Annotated in this window: 13 protein-coding genes; 4 read left to right on the top strand and 9 right to left on the bottom strand. The window is 71.7% G+C overall.

The genetic code is table 11. The features are described 5' to 3' along the window. Positions 1 to 46: 46 nt before the first annotated feature. From cueR to recC, 7 genes are all read right to left on the bottom strand, one after another. Complete coding sequence (gene cueR, locus ABE488_RS09605; protein ID WP_346448093.1) at positions 47 to 538, bottom strand: Cu(I)-responsive transcriptional regulator; 492 nt, start codon at positions 536 to 538, stop codon at positions 47 to 49. Continuing rightward, a complete protein-coding gene (locus ABE488_RS09600) occupies positions 535 to 3042 on the bottom strand; it encodes a heavy metal translocating P-type ATPase (RefSeq protein WP_346448092.1) in 2508 nt (835 codons plus the stop codon). The genes cueR and ABE488_RS09600 overlap by 4 nt, the downstream gene beginning before the upstream one ends. A 151-nt stretch (positions 3043 to 3193) precedes the next feature. Continuing rightward, complete coding sequence (locus ABE488_RS09595; protein WP_346443629.1) at positions 3194 to 3514, bottom strand: hypothetical protein; 321 nt, start codon at positions 3512 to 3514, stop codon at positions 3194 to 3196. A 76-nt stretch (positions 3515 to 3590) separates the two neighbouring features. After that, on the bottom strand, positions 3591 to 4301 hold the full coding sequence (locus ABE488_RS09590; protein WP_346448090.1) for a DUF4329 domain-containing protein: 711 nt from the start codon (positions 4299 to 4301) through the stop codon (positions 3591 to 3593). A gap of 103 nt (positions 4302 to 4404) precedes the next feature. Beyond that, on the bottom strand, positions 4405 to 6387 hold the full coding sequence (recD, locus tag ABE488_RS09585) for an exodeoxyribonuclease V subunit alpha (RefSeq protein ID WP_346448089.1): 1983 nt from the start codon (positions 6385 to 6387) through the stop codon (positions 4405 to 4407). Continuing rightward, positions 6384 to 10010 (bottom strand): exodeoxyribonuclease V subunit beta, encoded by a 3627-nt coding sequence (locus tag ABE488_RS09580; protein ID WP_346448087.1) that lies wholly within the window; start codon positions 10008 to 10010, stop codon positions 6384 to 6386. The genes recD and ABE488_RS09580 overlap by 4 nt, the downstream gene beginning before the upstream one ends. Beyond that, positions 10007 to 13459 carry an exodeoxyribonuclease V subunit gamma gene (gene recC / locus ABE488_RS09575; RefSeq protein WP_346448086.1) on the bottom strand — a complete coding sequence of 1151 codons (3453 nt, stop codon included), beginning with the start codon at positions 13457 to 13459 and terminating at the stop codon, positions 10007 to 10009. The genes ABE488_RS09580 and recC overlap by 4 nt, the downstream gene beginning before the upstream one ends. 95 nt (positions 13460 to 13554) lie before the next feature. Here recC and egtB point away from each other — a divergent pair, with 95 nt between their 5' ends. Genes egtB through ABE488_RS09555 form a run of 4 tightly spaced genes read left to right on the top strand, consistent with a single transcriptional unit; the run spans position 13555 to position 16771 of the window. Then, complete coding sequence (gene egtB, locus ABE488_RS09570) at positions 13555 to 14856, top strand: ergothioneine biosynthesis protein EgtB (RefSeq protein WP_346448084.1); 1302 nt, start codon at positions 13555 to 13557, stop codon at positions 14854 to 14856. Beyond that, on the top strand, positions 14853 to 15836 hold the full coding sequence (gene egtD, locus ABE488_RS09565; protein WP_346448082.1) for an L-histidine N(alpha)-methyltransferase: 984 nt from the start codon (positions 14853 to 14855) through the stop codon (positions 15834 to 15836). Before egtB ends, egtD begins: the two co-directional genes overlap by 4 nt. Positions 15837 to 15840: 4 nt before the next feature. Further along, positions 15841 to 16119: a DUF3253 domain-containing protein gene (locus ABE488_RS09560; RefSeq protein WP_346448080.1), complete on the top strand. Its 279-nt coding sequence runs from the start codon at positions 15841 to 15843 to the stop codon at positions 16117 to 16119. A gap of 37 nt (positions 16120 to 16156) precedes the next feature. After that, the gene (locus ABE488_RS09555) at positions 16157 to 16771 is read left to right on the top strand and encodes a DUF938 domain-containing protein (RefSeq protein WP_346448078.1); all 615 of its coding nucleotides are present in this window, start codon (positions 16157 to 16159) and stop codon (positions 16769 to 16771) included. Positions 16772 to 16803: 32 nt separating this feature from the next. Here the strand turns inward: ABE488_RS09555 and ABE488_RS09550 are convergent, their stop codons facing one another. After that, complete coding sequence (locus ABE488_RS09550; protein ID WP_346448077.1) at positions 16804 to 17562, bottom strand: ankyrin repeat domain-containing protein; 759 nt, start codon at positions 17560 to 17562, stop codon at positions 16804 to 16806. Between the two features lie 102 nt (positions 17563 to 17664). Beyond that, entirely contained in the window at positions 17665 to 19365 is a 1701-nt protein-coding gene (locus ABE488_RS09545) for an Mbeg1-like protein (RefSeq protein ID WP_346448075.1), read from the bottom strand. Positions 19366 to 19434: the final 69 nt, after the last annotated feature.

The raw sequence follows: 19434 nt of genomic DNA, 5'->3' as shown, positions 1-19434 counted from the left end.
TCGTCCTGCTGTGTAGGCAGACGATCGCGCGACGCCTCTGCCTGCGCTAGCGCGGCCGCGTCCGTTTCGGCGCAGGTCGCGTCGCCCCTGGTGCGCTCGGGCGCCGACGGACGGCGCCGGTCCGTGGGCTGTCGTCCACGGGTCCGCAGACCGGTTGTTGCAACTGGTCGAGGATCGGGCAGTCGGGCCGGTCGTCGCCGGCGCAGCAGTCGACAAGCGTGCGGAGCGTGTCGGTCATCTGCTGCAGGTCGCGCATGCGCCGTTCGAGTTCGGCGATACGGTCCTGTGCCAGGCGCTTGACGTCGGCGCTGTGGCGCGCGGTGTCGTGCCACAGGCCCAGCAGGTCGGCGATCTCGGCCACCGAGAACCCGAGGTCGCGGGCGCGGCGAACGAACTGCAGGCGGTGGACATCGTCCTGGTCGTAGGCCCGATAGCCGGCGGCGGTGCGGGCGGGCGCGGGGATCAGGCCGGTCTGCTCGTAATAGCGGATCATCTTGGCCGAGACCCCGGACGCGCGGGCGGCGTCGCCGATGTTCATGGCGCGGCGCCTGCGGATGCGGCCAAGGCGGGCGTGGCCTGCGGCGGCTGGAATCGACGCAGCCGCAGCGCATTGCCGAGTACGAACACGCTCGACAGCGCCATCGCCCCAGCGGCGAAGATCGGCGACAGCAGTACGCCGTAGGCCGGATAGAGCACGCCGGCAGCGACCGGGATCAGCGCGGTGTTGTAGCCGAAGGCCCAGAACAGGTTCTGGCGGATGTTGCCCAGCGTGGCCCGCGACAGCGCGATCGCGTTGGGCACGCCCTGCAGGCTGCCCGACATCAACACCACATCAGCCGATTCCATCGCCACGTCGGTACCGGTCCCGATCGCCAGGCCCACGTCGGCCTCGGCCAGCGCGGGCGCGTCATTGATGCCGTCGCCGACGAAGGCGATGCGGCCGTGCTGCGCCCGCAGCCGGCGTACCGCCTCGACCTTGCCCGCGGGCAACACCTCGGCCACGACCTCGTCGATGCCCAACTGCCGGGCGATGGCCTGCGCGGTGCGCGCGTTGTCGCCGGTGATCATCGCCACCTGCAGGCCGAGCGCGTGCAGCGCGGCGATGGCCGCAGGCGTGCTGGCTTTGATCGGGTCGCCGACCGCCACGATGGCGGCCAATCGACCGTCGATGGCGGCGTACAACGGCGACTTGCCTTCGTCGCCCAGGCGCTGCGCGGTGTCGGCGAAGATGGCAACGTCCAGGCCGAGCGTGCCCATGAAGCGATCGGCGCCGACTTCGACGCGTGCGCCGTCGACGTGTGCGCGCACGCCCATACCGGTGATCGACTCGAAGCCCTGGGCGGTGGCCGTCGCGAGATTGCGGTCGGTCGCGGCATCGACGATGGCACGTGCGATCGGGTGCTCGGAGCGCGCTTCGACTGCGGCGACCTGCGCCAGCACGCGGTCGCGTTCGAAGCCGTCGGCGACCACGAGGTCGGTCAGCAGCGGACGGCCTTCGGTCAGCGTGCCGGTCTTGTCCACCGCCACAACGCGCGCGTCCTTGAGCAATTGCAGCGCCTCGCCCTTGCGCAGCAGCACGCCGAGTTCGGCACCGCGGCCGGTGCCGACCATGATCGAGGTCGGCGTCGCCAGGCCCATCGCGCAGGGGCAGGCGATGATCAGCACCGCCACCGCGTTGACCAGTGCGAAGCCCAGCGCCGGCGCCGGGCCCAGCCACAGCCAGGCGAGGAAGGTCAGCAGCGCCGCGAGCATGACCGCGGGCACGAACCACAGCGTCACCCGGTCGACGACCGCCTGGATCGGCAGCTTGGCGCCTTGCGCCTGCTCGACCAGGCGGATGATCTGCGCGAGCGTGGTGTCGGCGCCGACGGCGGTCGCGCGCATGGTCAACGCGCCCTGCTGGTTGACGGTGCCGCCGACCACCGCGCTGCCGAGGGTCTTGTCGACCGGCACCGGTTCGCCGGTGATCATCGATTCGTCGACGTAGCTGCGCCCTTCGACGATCTCGCCGTCGACCGGGATCCGCTCGCCGGGACGCACCTCGACCATATCGCCCAACACCACGTCGTCGACCGGGATGTCGGCCGTCGCGCCGGCACGACGGACGTGCGCGACGCGCGCCTGCAGGCCGACCAGCCGCTGGATCGCTTCGGAGGTGCGGCCCTTGGCCCGCGCCTCCAGGAAGCGCCCGAGCAGGATCAGCGCGACGATCACTGCCGCGGCCTCGTAGTAGACGTTGACCGTGCCGGGGGGCAGCAGGCCGGGCGCGAACGTGGCGACGACCGAGTAGCCGAATGCGGCCGCGGTGCCGACCGCGACCAGCGAGTTCATGTCCGGCGCCAGCCGCAGCAGGGCGGGAATGCCGTGCCGATAGAAGCGCCTGCCTGGCACGGCCAGCACCAGCAGCGTCAGCGCGAACTGCAGATACCAGCTCGTGCGTATGCCGATGTGGGTCATGACCCAGTCGTGCATGCCGGGAATCGTGTGCGCCCCCATCTCCAGCACGAACACCGGCAACGCGAGCGCGGTGGCCAGGATCAGGTCCCGGCGCAGGCGGGTGCGTTCGTCGTCCTTGCGCGCAGCGCTGGCATCGTCGTCGCGGCCATGTCCCACCGGTCGGGCCGTGTAGCCGACCCGATCGACCGCCGCGATCAGCGCCTCGATCGCGGCCGTCCCGCGCACAGTGGCCCGCTCGGTCGCCAGGTTCACTGCCGCGGACTCGACGCCGGGCACCGCCGCGAGGGCCTTTTCCACACGGCCCACGCACGAGGCGCAGGTCATGCCCTCGATCGCGAGCGTCAGCGTGGTGGCGGGCACCGCATAGCCGGCCCCCTCGACCGCCTGCACCAGCGCCGCCCGGTCGAGCGGCCCGGCCGGCACGATGTGCGCACGCTCGGTCGCCAGATTGACCGACGCGCGCCCCACGCCTGGCACCTTGGCCAAGGCCTTTTCCACTCGACCGACGCAGCTTGCGCAGGTCATGCCGGCGATCGGCAGGTCGATCGCTGCGTCCGAGGGCGTTGGGGAACCGGGAGAGGCCATGGGAACTTCCGCAAAGGCTGACAGCTGCAGCCAGCCTAAGCCTTCCCATCGTGGGAAGGTCAAGCGCGGTGCTGTCCACGACCATCGCGGGCCACCGTGGCAGCGCGTCGCGCCGCCGATCGTCGTCGGACCTGACCGTCCGCCCGGTGCCTCAGCGCGCGAACGCGATCCTGTCGAGGGTGTTGTCGGCCGCGTTGATCCACACGTTGAGTTCGCGGCCGTGTGCGGTGCGCCCACCGAGCAGGGGGGCGCCCTCGTCGGCCTGCTGGGGTTCGAACACGACCTGGAAGGTCCCCTGGTCGGCGGGATGGACGTGGACGCGGAACTTGGTGAGGTCGGCCTCCGGCTGCTTGTCCCGGAACACGGGGATGGCCGCGGCCAGCGCGGCGGCACGGGCGCCATCCAGGACGATCTCGGCCGAGCCGCCGGTGGCGCCGGCGTGGGCGAGAGAAGCGAACGCAAGCGTGCTCATGAGCAGAATCCTGTTGAAGACCATGGAACGACCTCCGGCACTCGGGGGGCGGTGCCCAAGGGCCCGCTTCGCGCCGTCAGTTGATGACGGTGTCCTGGCGCGTGGCCGCATCATACTTGCGGAAATCGCCGCTCGGCGTCGACACGTAGATCACCGATCCCCAGAAGCCGCGGTCGGCCAGGCGCTTGTCCTGGGCCGAGAAGTGGTCGCTGTTGAACTCGTCGCCGGCCTTGTCCGTCCGCGAGCCGTCGGTCTTCGAGTAGTCGGCGTGGCCGTGGTAGCAGGCCACCAGCGCCATGCCGTCGGGCTGCGGCACCTGGCCGGGATCGAAGCCGTCGAGCGTGCCGCCCATCGGTGTGGTCACGAAGAAGTGATTGCCGTCGGGATCGCGGAAGATCAGCCCGCCGTTCTCGAGGTTGGCCGCAATCGACAGTGGATTGGAGTACGTCATCATATCGATGGCGGCCGCATCGCTGGACGGGAACGGTCCGAGCGCGGTGCCCGGCGCCACCAGCGGCGCGACCTCTGCGACGACGACCGGGATGGTCCGGTCGTCGGCGATCGCCTGCGCGGCGCGCTCTGTCAGCACCGCGTCGGTCAGCGGGGTGTCGTCTGCGGTCTCGAGGCCGGCGACGAGATCGTAGGCGTGATCGCGCTGCGCCTGCGTGGCGTCGGGCGACACCAGCGTATCGACGATCTGCGCGTACCGTGGATCGTCGCGCGCCGGTGTGGCGGCAACCGCGCCGATGGCAGCGGCAGCGCCGCCAGCGATGGAAGTGATGCTCATGGGGCGCACCCGTGTCTGGACCTGTGCAGCTTTCCGGGCGCAACGGGCGCCGACAAGCTGGGGCAGACCCTTGGGGTGCACGCGCCGCCATGGGCACCTCGTGCTAGAACAGCGCGCCTTGGGCGGGAACGGGATCGGCGTCGCGCGCGGGCGGCGGGAGTGCCTGGGGGTCTGTGCCTCCCAGCCGCCACGCCAGCCCCGACATCCGCACCGCATGCCGCGCGAGCGCGTCGCGCAGCACCTGTGCGCTGCCGGCGATGTGCAGGCGGCTGCGCGCGCGAGTGATCGCGGTATAGATCAGTTCGCGCGAGAGCACGCGGCTGTCGTGGCGCGGCAACTGCAGCCACACCTCATCGAACTCGCTGCCCTGGGCCTTGTGCACGGTCATCGCGAACGCGCTCTCGTGCGCAGGCAACGCGGCAGGATGAAACGCGCGCACCTCGCCGGGGGCGTCGCCCGCGAACCAGGCCATCGGCGTGTCGGCGCCGTCGCGCCAGCAGATGCCGATGTCGCCGTTGAACAGGCGATGGCGGTAGCTGTTCTCGGTGATCAGCAGCAGGCGGCCATGGAACCAGGCAGGTGCCGGGCCGAGACGGCGGCCCGACAGCAATGCTTCGATCTGGGCGTTGAGGCCACGCGCGCCTTGCGGGCCTTCGCGCACCGCGGTCAGCAGGCGCAATCGCTGCGACTGCGCAAGCGCCGCCGCAGGATCGGGGGCCTCGGCGAGACTGCGCCAGTGTGCGAGCAGCGTGTCCTGGTGCGCGTCGAGCGCGTCGGACATGTCCTCGTGGAAGTGCACGCCGCGCAACCGGCCGCCGCGCAACAGCGACAGCACAGTGTCGGCATCGCCATCGCGCGCGGCGTCGGCCAGTGGGGCCAGGTCGAAACCGGCGTGCTGGCGGTAGCCGCGCTGCAGTTGCACGCGATGGCCGTGCAAGCGGCCAGTGGCGGGGTCGACGGGCGTGGCCGTACCGAGCAGCGGCTGCAGTGCGCGCGCATCGTCGGCCTGCACCGCGTGACCGGGGCCCGCGGCGGCGAGGATGGCGGCCAGCACGTCGCCGGCCTCCACCGACGGCAACTGGTCGGCATCGCCGAGCAGGATCAGCTGGGTGCGGTCTGCGACGGCATCGACCAGTTTGGCCATCAGCGGCAGGTCGACCATCGAGGCTTCGTCGACGACCAGCAGGTCCAGCGGCAGCGGATTTGCCGCGTGGTGGCGGAATGCGGGACTGTCGGGCACCGTGCCGAGCAGGCGGTGGAGTGTGCTGGCGGTGTCGGGCAGGGCGCCGGGCAGCGCGGCGCGCAGCTCCGGATCGAGGGTGCCGACGAATCCCTGCACGGCCCGACGCAGGCTCTCGGCCATGCGTTCGGCGGCGCGGCCGGTTGGCGCCGCCAGCGCGATGCGCGGCAGTGGCCGCCCACCGCGCAAGGCCTGGGCGATGCGCAGCACCAACAGACGGGCAATGGTGGTGGTCTTGCCGGTCCCGGGCCCGCCGGTGACCAGCAGCAGCGCACGGCGCAGCGCCAGCGCGGCGGCGCGGGCCTGGCGGTCGTCGCCGGTCTGCGCGTCGGGAAACAGCGTGGCAAAGGGATCGCCGACCGACGGCGGATCGGCTGCATCGAGTGGCTGCGCCGCGATGCGGCGCAGGCCCGCGGCCAGGCCCGCCTCGTACTCGCGGTAGCGACGCAGATACAGCAGGCCGCCCGCGGCATCGGCCGGCTCGAGGACCAGCGGGACATCCGTCGCCGATGGGGCGAGCGGATCAGCGGGCCGGCCGACCCAGCGCGTTTCGCGCAGCAGCGCGTACCAGGCGTCGGGCGCGGGCCAGTCCAAATCGGTATCGACCAGCAGCCGCGGGCGCGCCGGATCGAAGCCGGCATGGCCGTTGGCAACCGCCAGCGAGGCCAGCGCCGCGGCCGCGAGCACCGCATCGGGTGTCTCCGGGGCGAGCCGCCGCAGGCGCTGTGCCAGCTCGAAGTCGAGTGCGCGCAACGCGCCACTGCGCTGCAGCGCGGCGAGCAGGTTGGGCGGGCGTGACCCCGTGGGCGCTGCGGCCTCGCGCATGGTGTCGGTCCTGGCGGTCATGCGCGCGCACCCGGGCCGACCCCAGGCCTGCCGGCGAACAGTGCGTCGAGCGCGTCCACCAACGCCGGCGCGAAGCGCTGCGCGTGGACGCCCGCGGACGGGTCGCGGTCGGGGACCAGACCGCGGCAGAACAGGTAGCGCACGCCGCCGAAGTCGCGCGCGTAGTCGTAACCGTCGCCCAGACGAAAGCGCAGCCAGCGATGCAGGGCGAGCGTATAGATCAGCGCCTGCAGGTCGTACTCGCTGTGCACCATTGCGCGCTGCAGCGTGGGTGCGTCATAGCCAGGCAGGCGATTGGATTTGTAGTCGAGCACGTACCAGCGGCCATCCACGGTGTAGGTCAGGTCGATCAGGCCGGTCATCAGGCCCTCGAGCGTGCGGCGCAGGCCGAAACCGCTGCGGCCGGTCGCCACGCCGTGGGCATGCAGCAGCGCAAGCATCGCCTCGACTGCGGTGGGCTGCAGTGCGAACTGGAACTCGATCTCCGCCCGGCGCGCGTCGACGGGCACGTCGCACAGCCGCACCCCCTCGGGCAGCGCGATGGTGAGCGTGGGGCCGATCAGCGCGGTCAGCACCGCCACGCCGTCGTCGATGTCCTCGGCCGCGTAGCCGCCGCCGCGCAGCGCCGCTTCGATGACGTCGCGTTGCCCGGTCGGTGCCGGGTCGCCCGCGCGCCATGCGCGCCAGGCCGCGAAGTCGCCGAGTTCCAAGGCCTCGTGCAGCACCACGCCGAAGCGGTTGCCGGCAAAGCGCGGGTCGTGGTCGTCCGCGCGGGGCATCTCGGGCGCGGGTTCGCCTTCAGGCTCGTCCTGGCCACCGGCCGCGGCGACGGTGGCACGCGTGGAGGCGTCCTGCGCGCCGCTGTCGGCATTGGCGAGCTGGGTGAAGCTGTAGACCCACCAGTCGGGTGCGATCGCACGCACGGCGGTCCGCGCGGCGGGGCGCTCGCCGGCCTCGACCGGCGGCAGCCATGGCAGTGTCGCCGGCGAGGTAACGTCGCGCACGATGCAGGGCGTGTCGGGCAGGCCGTCGAGCATCGGCGCCAGTGCGGTCTGGCGCGCGTTGTAGAAATCGCCGGTCGCGATCCACAACGCGTGTTCGGCACGGGTCAGGCCGACGTAGAGCAGGCGTGCGTCCTCGGCGCGCTGCGCGTCGATCCACGCGTTGCGCGCGGCGTCCCAGCCGGATGTGTCGGCCTGCAGCTTCCAGCACAGCGCACGGTCGCCGGCCGCATCGGCGACCAGGCAGGCGCGGCCGGGATCGGGTGGGCGACTGCCGATGCCGACGAACGGCAGGAACACCAGCGGGTATTCCAGGCCCTTGCTCTTGTGCAGGGTGACGATCTGCACCCGGCGCGCGTCCGATTCCAGGCGCAGCAACTGGGCCTCGTCGTCGGCATCGGCGCGGGCGATCTGCTGGCCCAGCCAATCGACCAAGCCCTGCAGCCCCAGTGCACGTGCATCGGCCTGCTGCAGCAGTTCGCCCAGTTGCAGGTAGTTGGTCAGCCGGCGTTCGCCGTCGAGCAGGCCGAGCAGGCGCGGGCCGTTGTCGGCGCACAGGTCGGCGATCAGCGCCAGCGGACCGCCGCGCTGCCAACGCTCGCGCCAGGCCAGCGCGCGCAGCTGCCAGCCGCGATGCGCGTCGGCATGGTCGTCGAGCGCAGCGATGCCGGCCGCATCAACGCCCAGCAGCACCGTCGCCAGCGCCGCGCGCAGGCGGCTGTCATCGGCAGTGTGCAGCAGCGCGAGCAGCAGCGTGAGCACCTCGTGCGCCTCGGGTGTGGCGAACAGGCTCTGCTTGCCGGCGGCGACCGCGGGAATGCCGACCGCCGCCAGCGCCTGCTGGATCCGTGTGGCTTCGCTGTGCTTGCGCACGAGTACTGCGATGTCGCCCGGCTGCACTGGGGCGCCATCGAGCGTGGCGGTGCCGGCGCGCGCTTCGCTCAGCACCGCGTGGATCGCAGCGACGCAGGCGGCGGTCGCAAGTTCGCGCGCGCGATCGGCACTGTGGGGCTTGCGTTTGCCCGCGTCGTTGGCCGGCGGGGCCGGTGCCTGCCACAGCGTCAGGGCGGGCGCATGGGCGCCGTCGCGCTGGAAATCGGCATCCGTACGCGTCGTGCCCGGCAGCACACGATGGAACCGAATGTGCCGATCGACAAATGCGTCCTCACCGGCCTGCGCGTACAGCGCTTCGATCGCGGCGAGCAGCGACGGACGCGAACGGAAGTTGCGGTCGAGCGGTGGCGCGGCAACGGCATCGCGAGCGGCGAGCAGGTAGGTCTGCACATCACCGCCGCGGAAGCCGTAGATCGCCTGCTTGGGATCGCCGATCAGGAACAGGGCCGGTTCGAACCCGCCCTCCCGCGCTGCCTCGGAATCGCCGAACACGGTGCGGAAGATGCCCCATTGCCGTGTGTCGGTGTCCTGGAACTCGTCGACCAGCGCGACCGCGTACTGCGCACGCAGGCGCTGCACCAGCGCCTGTGCATGCGGCCCGTGCAGGGCATCGGCAACGCCGTCGATCAGATCATCGTAGGTCTGCACGTGCAGTTGCTGTTTGCGTTGGGCCAGGCGTGCGCGTGCCGCGTTGCGCAGGCGGTGAAGCAGGCGCGTCTTCGCCTGTTCGAGCCAATCCTGTGCAACACGATCGGCGTTGGACCAGGTGTGCAGCGCGTCGAACAACGGTGAGCACGGCACCTTCGACTGCGTGTCGTCCTTGCAGAAGTCCAACAGCCGGGCTGGCAGCAGTTTGTCGAGATGGGTCTTGTCGTCCATCACCCAGTGCGAAAGCGCGCGGCCGTCGCGCAGTGTCTGGAAGGCCTTGTCGAAACTGGGCCGGCGCGCGCGACGGCCGTCGAAGACTTTGCCGTCGAATGCCATTGCGACCGCTGCCTGCGCATCCTCGATGTGCGCATCGATCGCGGCGATCAGGGCCTGCACTGCGGCGTCGCGCGCAGGGCGCGGATCGGGTTGCGGCGGTCCGGCCGGTGGTCGCAGCACCGGCTCGCGGATCAACGGGCCAAGGTCGCGCGCCATGTCGTCGGGGCCGCCTTTCCACAGGCCCATCAACAACGCGGCGTCGTCTGCATCGGCAGCGGTGCTGCGCCACAGATCGGCGGCCAGTTCCTCGCGCAGCGCGCGGTCGCTGGCCAGCAGTTCGGGCGCGGCGAAGCTCTGCCCGCTCTCGAGCGCGTGTTCGCGCAGCACGCGAGCGCAGAAGCCGTGGATGGTGAAGATCGCGGCGAGGTCGATCTCGTCGGCGGCCTGCTGCAGCCGACGCTGCAAAGCGGCAGCGGACTCCTCGCCGGTTGCCAGGTGCGCGGCGATCACCGCGCGGCTGAGTGCGGCGTCGGACGCTTGATCATCGCCGGCCGGCGCGTCGACCAGCCGGGCAGCCAGTACGAGGCGTTCGCGGATGCGCTTGCGCAGCTCCTGCGTCGCGGCCTCGGTGAATGTCACCGCAAGGATCTGGCCGATGCGCAGGCCGCGCTCGACCACCAGCCGGGTGACCAGCGTGGCCAGGGTGAAGGTCTTGCCGGTGCCGGCGCTGGCCTCGATCAGCTGTGTGCCGGCCAGCGGCAGCGTCAGAAACGGATCGATGGAGGCGGACGTGGACGCGTTCATGCCTCCACCTCCACGTCGGTCTCGACGTCTAAGCGGCGGCCGTCCTCGAAGCCGGCATGCACGCGGCCAAGTTCGACGGCCGAGAACACACGGAAGGCGATCTGGGCGAACTGCCGGAACAGGGCCGGATCGGCGAACGGGTCGCGACCGCGCAGCGCGAGTCGGTACGCATCGCCGCGCCCCTCGCCCCATTGCCGGTCGCCGCCCCGCCACTTCGCGGTCGCGGCCTTCGCTGCCCTGTCGGCATCGGCGGCGCTGAAGTACTCCCAGCCGCTGTAAGGGCCGAACGGCAGCGGCGCCTGCAGGCCGTCGTGCCGCAATTCGAGCAGGGCGCGCAGCGCATCGCGCGCCGCGTCGGGCGGCAGTGGCGCGCGCACGAAGGGGCCGATGCCCGAGTCCTTGGTCTCGTGGAAGCGCACCAGCGGCAGGTCGAGGCCCGCGGCGCTCGCGAGCAGCCAGTCCAGGCCCTGCCGGATCGCGGTCGGGCCGTTGAGCGCACCCAGGCGCACGTGCGCGATGCCTGCCGGGTACACGCTGCCGAGCCGGCCCTGGAGGCGCAGGCCGTCGAGCGCGATGTCGACATGCCGCGTGTCCGGCATGGCGTCGCCGCGCCAATCGGCGAAGGCATCGGCGTAAGGGCGCAGCGACGCCACCAGCGCCTCGAGCTGGCCTCGGCCCAGCGGGCCGGATGGCAACAGCGCCCGGGCGCGCAGGTGCTCGTAGAGGCCGGCGTCCTGGCCGGCGAGCAGTGCTTCGAACACCTGCTGGTGCAACGCCGCCCGCTCCAGGCCACTGCCGGCGACCAGCAGCGGCTCCACATCCTGGCCGACTTCGGCCTCGTCGGCCAAGCGCAGGTCCAGGCGTTCGCGCAGGAATTGCGCCGCCGGCGCGACCAGGAAGCGGCGCAGTGCGTCGAGCGCAAGCGCGGCGTCGGCCGGCGACAGCGCGGCGGCAGCGGTGCGCGGCGGCAGCGGCGTCGCACACCATGGCGCGAGGTCCGTCCGCGCGCCGCCGATGCGTGCCGCGGCCGGCTGCCATTGCGCGCGATAGCTGAAGCGGCGCGGATCGCCGTCGGCGCCGAAGGCCGCTGGCGCGAACGGCTGCAGCGCATGGGGTACCGTCAGCGCTGCGGCGGCGGCTTGCGGGTCGGCGTGGTAGGTCGCGGCGGTGGCGAGCAATTCGGCGACCAGCGGCGAGGGCTCGCGCACGCTGCCGTCGCGCGCGTCCGCGCCCAGGTAACTGATGTAGAACACGTCCTGCGCCGAGGCGAACAGCTGCAGGAACAGGAAGCGATCGTCCTCGCGGGTGGAGCGGTCGCCATGGCGGCGCCGGGTCGTGCCCAGCTCCGCGGTGAGCCGGTTGAGGCCGGCAGCGGTGTCGCGCCGCGGGAAGTCGCCGTCGTTCATGCCCAACAGGCAGATCACCCGGAACGGCAGCAGGCGCATCGGCACCATGCGGCCGACGCTGATGCCGCCGGTCAGCAGTGGCGCGCGGGTATCGGCCTCGGCCAGCAACTGCGCAAAGTGCGCGCGCACGACGTCGGCCGGCACCGGCGTCTCGACGCCCGCGCGCGCGGCATCGGCGGCGAAGGCGTCGATCAGCCGTCGCAGCCGCTCGAGCGCGCGCTGGGTGGCCGGGGCGGCCGGGCTGTCGGGCAGCAGCGTGTCGAGCAGGCCGAGCAGACGTTCGCGCCAGGCGGCGGCGGTCAGCGCCTCGCCCAAGTCGCGTTGCGCGCTGCCGAGCACGCGCAGCAGCCGGATCAGGGTGTCGAGCGCGTCGAGCGCGCCGCCTTCGAGCGCCGGCCATGGGGCGATGCCCGCGATCGTGTCGTCGCTGCCACTGGCATGGCCCAGCAGCAGGCGGTCGAGCGCGAACGCCCAGGTATAGGCCTCGTCGTCGGGCGCCCCGTGCGCGGCGCGGTGGGCGCCGTCGAGCCCCCAGCGCGCGCCGGCGGCCTGCAGCCAGCCGTGCAGGCGCTCGAAAGCCGCCGCATCCAGCCCCGCGGCCTGCGCCAGCGGCGGACTGGCGAGCAGGTCCAGGACCTCGTTGAGCCCGAAGCGCGACACCGGCAGACCCAGCAGCCGCACGAACACCTCGGCCAGCGGCTCGCCCGCCAGCGGACTGGTGTCGGCGAGCGCGTACGGCACCCCCATCCCCCCAAACCCGGGGTCTGAGGGGTATTTTCCGTCAAAACCCGACTCGCACCCCGGTTTTGATTCGCCGAAGACGGCTTCGAGGTAGGGGGCGTAGGGGTCGATGTCCGGGGCGAGCACCGCGATTTCGCGCGGTTGCAGCGGCGGGTCGAAGCGCGGGTCCTCGAGCAGGCCGCGCAGTTGGTCGTGGAGCACCTGCAGTTCGCGCAGGCGGGTATGGCAGGCATGCACCTGCAGGCTGGGGTCGCGCAGTTCGGGCGCGGGGCGCGGCGCAGGCACCGGCGGCGGGGCGCGGCGGAACAGGTCGCTCTGCATCCGCCGCAGCAAGGTGTCGCCCAGGCCGCCTGCGTCGAGCGGGCGCTGGCCCGACTCGAGCGGATCGGCGTAGACCTCGATCTCGGCGCGCGGATGTACGACCTCATAGCTGCCCAGCAGCGCCATGAAGTCCCGGCCCGCCGCGCCCCAGGCCTGCAGCAGGCGGTTGTCATCGGCGTTGCCTGCCAGCAGCGCGGCATCGAACGCCGCGTCGGCGTGTGCGCGCCGATGCGGGGCCAGCGCCTGCAGATCGCCCCAGTAGCCGCGCGCGGGCGTGGGCAGGTAGAAGTGCAACGTGCCCACGCGTGCCTGGGTCGCCAGCACGCGCAGCACGTCGGGCGAGACATTGAGCGTGGCAAACGCGAACATCCGGCGCGGCAGGCCGTGCGGCAACGCCGCGTGCTCGCCGGAGAAGCGGTCCAGATAGGTCTGGATGCGGCGCGCGCGGGTGGCGTGACCGGCGGCGACATGCCGCCACAGTGCGGCCTGCGGATCGTCGGGATCGGCGCCGCCTTCCCAGCGCAGCAGCCAGTCGCGCCGCCAGGCCTGGTACTTCTCGAACACGCCGGCCAGCTCGCCGGCAAGCGCCCATGGCCGCAGCGCGTCATCGCCGGCGAGGTACGCGGCCAGCGGCGCGAGTGCCGGCTGTGCCAGCACGCCAGGGTCGACGAGCGCGGCGTACAGCCGCCAGCGCAGGCTCGCGGCGTCGAGTTCGTCCTGCGCTGGACCCAGGTTGGCCACGAGCGCACGGGCGACGAACTCGCCGGGCGTCAGGAACTCGAGGTTGGCGGCCACGCCGTGCTCGGCGGCCAGCGTCGCCTGCAGCCAGCGGCGCATGGCGACCTGCGGGATCAACACGACCTCGGGGGTGAGGATCGACCCGCCCGACACCGGCTGCCGCAGCTCGGCGGCCAGCAGCCCGGCCAGCACTTCCAGCGTGTTGGACGGGTAGAGGCGGAAGTCGGCGGGCGCTGCAGTCATCGCGCCATCTTGCCGCAGCGGGTTCGCAGCATGCGAGACGCGGTGGTCCGTGCACGGCTAACGGCGCCGTCACGGCCGGTGCCTAAGCTGTGCGGATGTCGCCGCCGCCGTCCCCGCAAGCGCTTTCCGACCGCGTCCCGACCGGCGAGCGCGCCGCGCGCCTGCGCGCCCGCTTCGACCGGGTGCGTGCCCGCACGACCGCGCTCGCCGCGCCGATCGGGCCTGAGGATGCGATGGTCCAGAGCATGGACGACGCCAGTCCGACCAAGTGGCACCTGGCGCATACGACGTGGTTCTTCGAACGCTTCGTGCTGGCTGCCGACGCGGGCTATCGCGAGGTCGACCCAGCCTGGGACTTCCTGTTCAACAGCTACTACCAGAGCGTCGGGCCGATGCATGCGCGCCCACACCGCGGGCTGCTGTCGCGACCGACGCTCGCGCAGGTGCGCGATTACCGCCAGGCGGTCGACGCGCGCCTGCGTGCGCGGCTGGCCTCGGGCGACCTCGACGACGCCCGGCTCGACATCGTCGAACTGGGCCTGCAGCACGAGCAGCAGCACCAGGAGCTGCTGCTGACCGACATCAAGCATGCGTTCTGGTCCAACCCGATCGCACCGGCCTATCGCGAGGACCTGCCGACCGCGTCCGGCACGGCGGCACCGCTGCGCTGGATGACGCGCGAAGAGCGCGTGGTCGAGATCGGCCACGCCGGCTGGCCGGGCACGGCGGGCTTTGCCTACGACAACGAGTCGCCGCGACACCGCGTGCTGGTGCCGACCCATGCGTTGGCCAGCCGGCCGGTCAGCAACGCCGAGTACCGGGCGTTCGTCGAAGATGGCGGCTATCGCACTGTCGGCCTGTGGCTGAGCGCCGGCTGGGCGCGCGTGCAGGCCGAGGGCTGGCAGCGGCCGCTGTACTGGGACGAGGCTTTGACGCGCGAGTTCACCCTCGGCGGCTGGCGCACGCTCGACCCGGGTGCGCCGGTGTGCCATCTGAGCTACTACGAGGCCGATGCGTTCGCGCGCTGGGCCGGTGCGCGGCTGCCGACCGAGTTCGAGTGGGAGCAGGCCGCCGCCGGCCTGCCGGTCGAGGGCAACTTCGTTGATGCCGGCAATTTGCATCCTCGCGTGCCGGACGCATCCGACACCGGCCTGCAGCAGCTGTTCGGCGATGTCTGGGAATGGACCCACAGCGCCTACACCGCCTATCCCGGCTATCGGCCGTGGCCGGGCGCGCTGGGCGAGTACAACGGCAAATTCATGGATGCGCAGTGGGTGCTGCGCGGTGGCAGTTGCGCCACGCCAGCCGATCACGTGCGCGCCAGCTATCGCAATTTCTTCCCCTCCGACGCGCGCTGGCAATTCGCCGGCCTGCGCCTGGCCAAGGATTCTCCATGAACGCCGCCACCGCCCGCGCCCGCGCGCAGGCTGCGCTGACCGACCTGCGTCCGCGTCCCGACGACATCGCTGCCGACGCCATCGCCGGCCTGTCGCGCACGCCCAAGCGGCTGCCGTCCAAGTACTTCTACGATGCCGAAGGCTCGCGTCTGTTCGAGGCGATCACCCGCCAGCCCGAGTACTACCTCACACGCACCGAGCTTGCGCTGCTCGAGGCGCGCATGGACACGATCGCCCAGGCGATCGGCGCAGGCGTGCACGTGGTCGAGTTCGGCAGCGGCAGCGGGCGCAAGACCGAGCTGCTGCTCGACGGGCTCGAGGATCCGGTCGCCTACACCCCGATCGAGATCTCGCGCACCGCGCTGATGGACAGCGTCACGCGGCTGTCCCAGCATCATCCCGACGTCGAGATGCTGCCGGTGTGCGCCGACTTCACCGTGCCGGTGCCACTGCCGGCTGCCGCGCGCACCGCCAGCCGCACGCTGGTGTTCTTTCCTGGCTCCACGCTCGGCAACTTCGGCGATGAAGAGGCCGTGCGGCTGCTGGCCTCGATGCGCCGCACGATGGGCGACGACGGCCGCGCGCTGATCGGCATCGACCTGGACAAGGACCCGGCGGTGATCGAGGCGGCGTACAACGATCTGGCCGGCGTCACCGCGGCGTTCACGTTGAACCTGCTGGCACGGCTCAATCGCGAGATCGGCAGCGACTTCGACCTCCAGGCGTTTCACCATCGCGCGGTCTACGTGCGCGAGCGTCTGCGCATCGAGACCGCGCTGGTCAGCGAGCGTGCGCAGACGGTGCGTGTGGGCGGCCAGGCGTTCGCGTTCGAGGCCGGCGAGGCGATGGATGTGGAGGTCAGCCAGAAGTACACCGATGTCTCGTTCGCCGCGCTCGCGCGAGCGGCCGGCCTGCGGGTGACGCATGGCTGGAACGACCCCCAGGACTGGTTCGGGCTACGGCTGCTGCAGCCGATCTGAAGCGATGTCCGATGCAGACGCCGCCGTGTTGCGCGAGCGCATACTCGGGCTGCTGGCCGGACGCGCGGCCGAGGCGTCGATCTGTCCGTCGGAAGTCGCGCGTGCGTTGCGGCCGGGCGGCGACTGGCGCGCGCTGATGCCGGCCATTCGCGAAGTGGCCACTGCATTGGCGCGTGTCGGCGCGGTGTCGGTCACCCAGCACGGTGCCGTCATCGATGCGAGTGCGCCACCGCCAGGGCCGGTGCGCCTGCGACGCGGACCACGCTGGCCGACGACAGGCTGAGCGCTCTACGATGGGGCGCCCCGCGAGGCCACCGTCCATGCCGTCGACCGACAAGCCGTTCTCGCCCGCCTGCGAGCGCAACCGCGATCCGATCCTCGCGGTGCTGCGCGATGCGTTCGCGATGCACACGCATGTGCTCGAGATCGGCAGCGGGACCGGCCAGCATGCGGTGCACTTTGCCCAGGCGCTGCCCGGCCTGCGCTGGCACTGTTCCGATCGCGTCGAACAACTGCCGGGCATTGCGCAGTGGCTGGGCGACGCCGGCCTGCCCAGCACGCCGCCGCCGGTCGAACTCGACGTGACCGCCGGTCCGTGGCCGGTGTCGGAGGCGGCCGACGGCCGCTTCGATGCCGCGTTCACCGCCAACACGCTGCACATCATGGACTGGCCGGCGGTCGAGGCCTGCTTCGCCGGGCTCGACCGGGTGCTCGCATCCGAGGCGACGCTGGTCGTCTACGGGCCCTTCAACATCGATGGCCGCTTCACCAGCGACAGCAATGCCGCATTCGATGCCTGGCTCAAGGCGCGTGACCCCGCGTCGGGCCTGCGCGACCTGGCGGCGGTCGATGCGCTCGCCGCCGGAATCGGCCTGCGCCGTGTCGACGACATCGCGATGCCCGCGCACAATCGCTGCGTGGTCTGGCGGCGTTAGCCAGGACGCACCGGCGCGCTCGGTGCTGGACTTCAGTGTTTGTCTTCGACCGGAATGCGGCGCTCGACCAGCCAGGCGCGGACCTTTTCGCGGTCGCTGCGCGCCTGCGGCGTCAGCACGGCGTCGCGCGCACGGAAGAACGACGGCTGGAAGGTCGCGCCGACACGATCACGCGCGGTTGGATCGGCACCCGCCTCGAGGAAGCGGACCACCCAGCCGGTCGCGTTGATGCGCGCGGCCTTGTGCAGCAGCGTCGCGCCGTAGCGGTCGGTGGCATCGACCTTGGCGCCGGCCGCGAGCAGAGTGCCGATGGCATCGTCGTTGCGGGCTTCGAGCGCATTGAACAGCGGCGTCTCGTCGTTGCGCGCATTGGGCATGTCGGGCGACAGCCCGCGCGCCAGCAACGCCTTGAGATACGTCGGATCGTCCTGCATCGCGGCGACGTGCAGGGCGGTGTTGCCGTTGGCAGCGGCGGCCGCAGGATCGGCGCCGGCCTCGAGCAGGGTCTGGAACGCGCGCCGGTCGCCTCGCAGGATCGCGGCCTGCAGCAGCGGCGTGCCGTCGGCATCGGTCGCGTCCGGGTTGGCACCATCGGCAATCAGCCGCTTGGCGTCGGCCAGATCGCCGCTGTGGGCGGCACGCGCCAGCGCGGCGGTGCCGGGATCGGTGGACGGATCGTGGGACATGTTCGGTCCTTGTCGGGCGCAGGCACTCTGGGCGGCAACCAGCAGCAGCGCACACACCCAGGCGCGCGTGCGGGGCGCGGTCAACGGCAAAAGCGACTCGATCATGACGGCGCCCCGTTGGCGGTACAAGCGCACAGCCTAGCGCCGCGGATACGAATGGTGCGTGACAGCGTCATCGCCCCCGCATCGCCGCGATGCGCAACGGAATCAGCGGAACCAGTTGAGGGGGTTGGCCTTTTCGGCCACCCAGCGTCCGCCTTCGGCAAGGCGATCCCCGGTCCAGGCTGCGGCATCGCCCACGGCGCGGGCGCCGTCGGCCACGCGCTCGCCGGTCCACACCGCTGCATCACGCACGGCCAACGCCCCGTCGACAGCACGCTCGCCCAGCCAGGTCGCGCCCTCGGCCGCGCGGTCGGTCGCCCATTGCGCACCGTCGCCAGCCTTGTCCAGCAGCCAGCTGGCGCCATCGCCAAGCTTGTCCAAGCCCCACTGCACGCCGCCGCCGGCTGTGTCCGCGACATTGTCGACGGCCCGCCCGGTCCACTCGATGCCGCTGGCCACGGCGTCGAACGGCGCGTCGAAACCGACGCGGTCGCCGACATCGCGCAACACGCTGCCGCCGAGGTTGGCGACATTCTCGACGACATCGCCCGCGGTATCGAGCGTGTTGGCGACCACGTCGCCGCCGAGCCCGACCACGCCGTCGACCACATCGCCGGCGATCGACAGGCCACCCGCGACATAGCGCCCTTCGCTGAGGTCGGTCCGGATCGTCTCGCCGATCCCGTCGATCGCGCCCGACACCGTCGCGCTGCCATCCCGGTACAGCCCACCGATCCCGTTGGCGAGCGAGCCCAGCTGATTGAGGTTGTGCTCACCGATGTTCTCGACGGTGCTCAGCGCCAGGCCGAGGTTGGTACCCGAGCGGTCCGCGGGTTCTCGCGCGGTGTTCTCGCGCAGCGACTCGACGTAGGACGGATGGTCGCCGCCACCGCCATGCAGGCCCAGCAGATCGAGGCGGCCCATCCCGGCGGGCGGATCGATACGCAGTTCATGGCCGACGGCATCGGGCGGTGAGACGCCGAGGATCCCCGGCAGGTCTTGCTGCGCGAGCGTCAACGGATCGCCGTCGACCACGTAGCGGCGGATCTGGCCGCTATCGGCCAGGTCGCTGCGCGCGCCGTTGGGATTGAAGCCCAGCGAGGCGAGCGTGTTGTTGCTCAGGCCCGAGGCGTTGAAGGTCACGCCCGGCGCATCGGTGGCGAGCATCGCCGCCGAGGCCAGACCGCCGCCCAGCGAATGGCCGGTGATCGCGACGTTGCCGTCGCCGAAGGTGTCCATGGCCAGCTGGGCCAGTTCCATGGCCTGCGAGTACTGCGCGGTCTGCATGCCCAGGCCCTGGCCGCCATTGGCGCGCGAATCGCCGCCCTGGCCCAGGCCCCAGTTGTCGGTGCCGCGGTAGGCGACGACGTACTGGCCCTCGGCGTTCTGGTAGATCGCGGCGTCGAAGCCGGTCTGCGCGTCGTGCAGCTTGTCGGCGGAGATCGGAATCTGGTTGCCCTGGGCATCGACCAGATGGCTGCCGTCCTCACTGGGGACCAGGCGCTGCCAGCCCGCGGCCTGCAGTTCGGCTTCCGCGGCTGTCCCGGTGACGCCGTTGGGGCCGCTCAGCGTGTAGCTGTCGTTGGCCATCAACGAGAAGTGCAGATCGCGCTCGGGTTGCGGCGCGGTGCCCCTCACCTCATTGGCGAAGCTGCCATCGCCGCGCGGGAAGCCGGCGCTGGTGTCGACATGGCTGCGCGGCGCATTCGCCGGCTGACCGGTCTGCGCACGCAGCGCGGGGTCGAGCGCATGGTCGCGCCAAGTGTCGATCGGGTGGCTGTTGCCGGAAACCGGGGACAGGCTCATGACGCGCACCTCGCAATCGGATACCCCGACGATAGGCGTCTGGACGGCCAGCGACAGCTGGTGCGAACC

This window comes from Luteimonas sp. TWI662 (assembly GCF_039673825.1).
In the GTDB taxonomy this organism is placed as follows: Bacteria; Pseudomonadota; Gammaproteobacteria; order Xanthomonadales; family Xanthomonadaceae; genus Luteimonas.
This window is presented reverse-complemented; position numbering and strand designations above follow the sequence as displayed.

What these genes read in the sequence shown, in the direction of transcription:
- cueR (WP_346448093.1), bottom strand. Translation starts at nt 538, where the DNA reads ATGAACATCGGCGACGCCGCCCGCGCGTCCGGGGTCTCGGCCAAGATG.
- ABE488_RS09600 (WP_346448092.1), bottom strand. Translation starts at nt 3,042, where the DNA reads ATGGCCTCTCCCGGTTCCCCAACGCCCTCGGACGCAGCGATCGACCTG.
- ABE488_RS09595 (WP_346443629.1), bottom strand. Translation starts at nt 3,514, where the DNA reads ATGAGCACGCTTGCGTTCGCTTCTCTCGCCCACGCCGGCGCCACCGGC.
- ABE488_RS09590 (WP_346448090.1), bottom strand. Translation starts at nt 4,301, where the DNA reads ATGAGCATCACTTCCATCGCTGGCGGCGCTGCCGCTGCCATCGGCGCG.
- recD (WP_346448089.1), bottom strand. Translation starts at nt 6,387, where the DNA reads ATGACCGCCAGGACCGACACCATGCGCGAGGCCGCAGCGCCCACGGGG.
- ABE488_RS09580 (WP_346448087.1), bottom strand. Translation starts at nt 10,010, where the DNA reads ATGAACGCGTCCACGTCCGCCTCCATCGATCCGTTTCTGACGCTGCCG.
- recC (WP_346448086.1), bottom strand. Translation starts at nt 13,459, where the DNA reads ATGACTGCAGCGCCCGCCGACTTCCGCCTCTACCCGTCCAACACGCTG.
- egtB (WP_346448084.1), top strand. Translation starts at nt 13,555, where the DNA reads ATGTCGCCGCCGCCGTCCCCGCAAGCGCTTTCCGACCGCGTCCCGACC.
- egtD (WP_346448082.1), top strand. Translation starts at nt 14,853, where the DNA reads ATGAACGCCGCCACCGCCCGCGCCCGCGCGCAGGCTGCGCTGACCGAC.
- ABE488_RS09560 (WP_346448080.1), top strand. Translation starts at nt 15,841, where the DNA reads ATGTCCGATGCAGACGCCGCCGTGTTGCGCGAGCGCATACTCGGGCTG.
- ABE488_RS09555 (WP_346448078.1), top strand. Translation starts at nt 16,157, where the DNA reads ATGCCGTCGACCGACAAGCCGTTCTCGCCCGCCTGCGAGCGCAACCGC.
- ABE488_RS09550 (WP_346448077.1), bottom strand. Translation starts at nt 17,562, where the DNA reads ATGATCGAGTCGCTTTTGCCGTTGACCGCGCCCCGCACGCGCGCCTGG.
- ABE488_RS09545 (WP_346448075.1), bottom strand. Translation starts at nt 19,365, where the DNA reads ATGAGCCTGTCCCCGGTTTCCGGCAACAGCCACCCGATCGACACTTGG.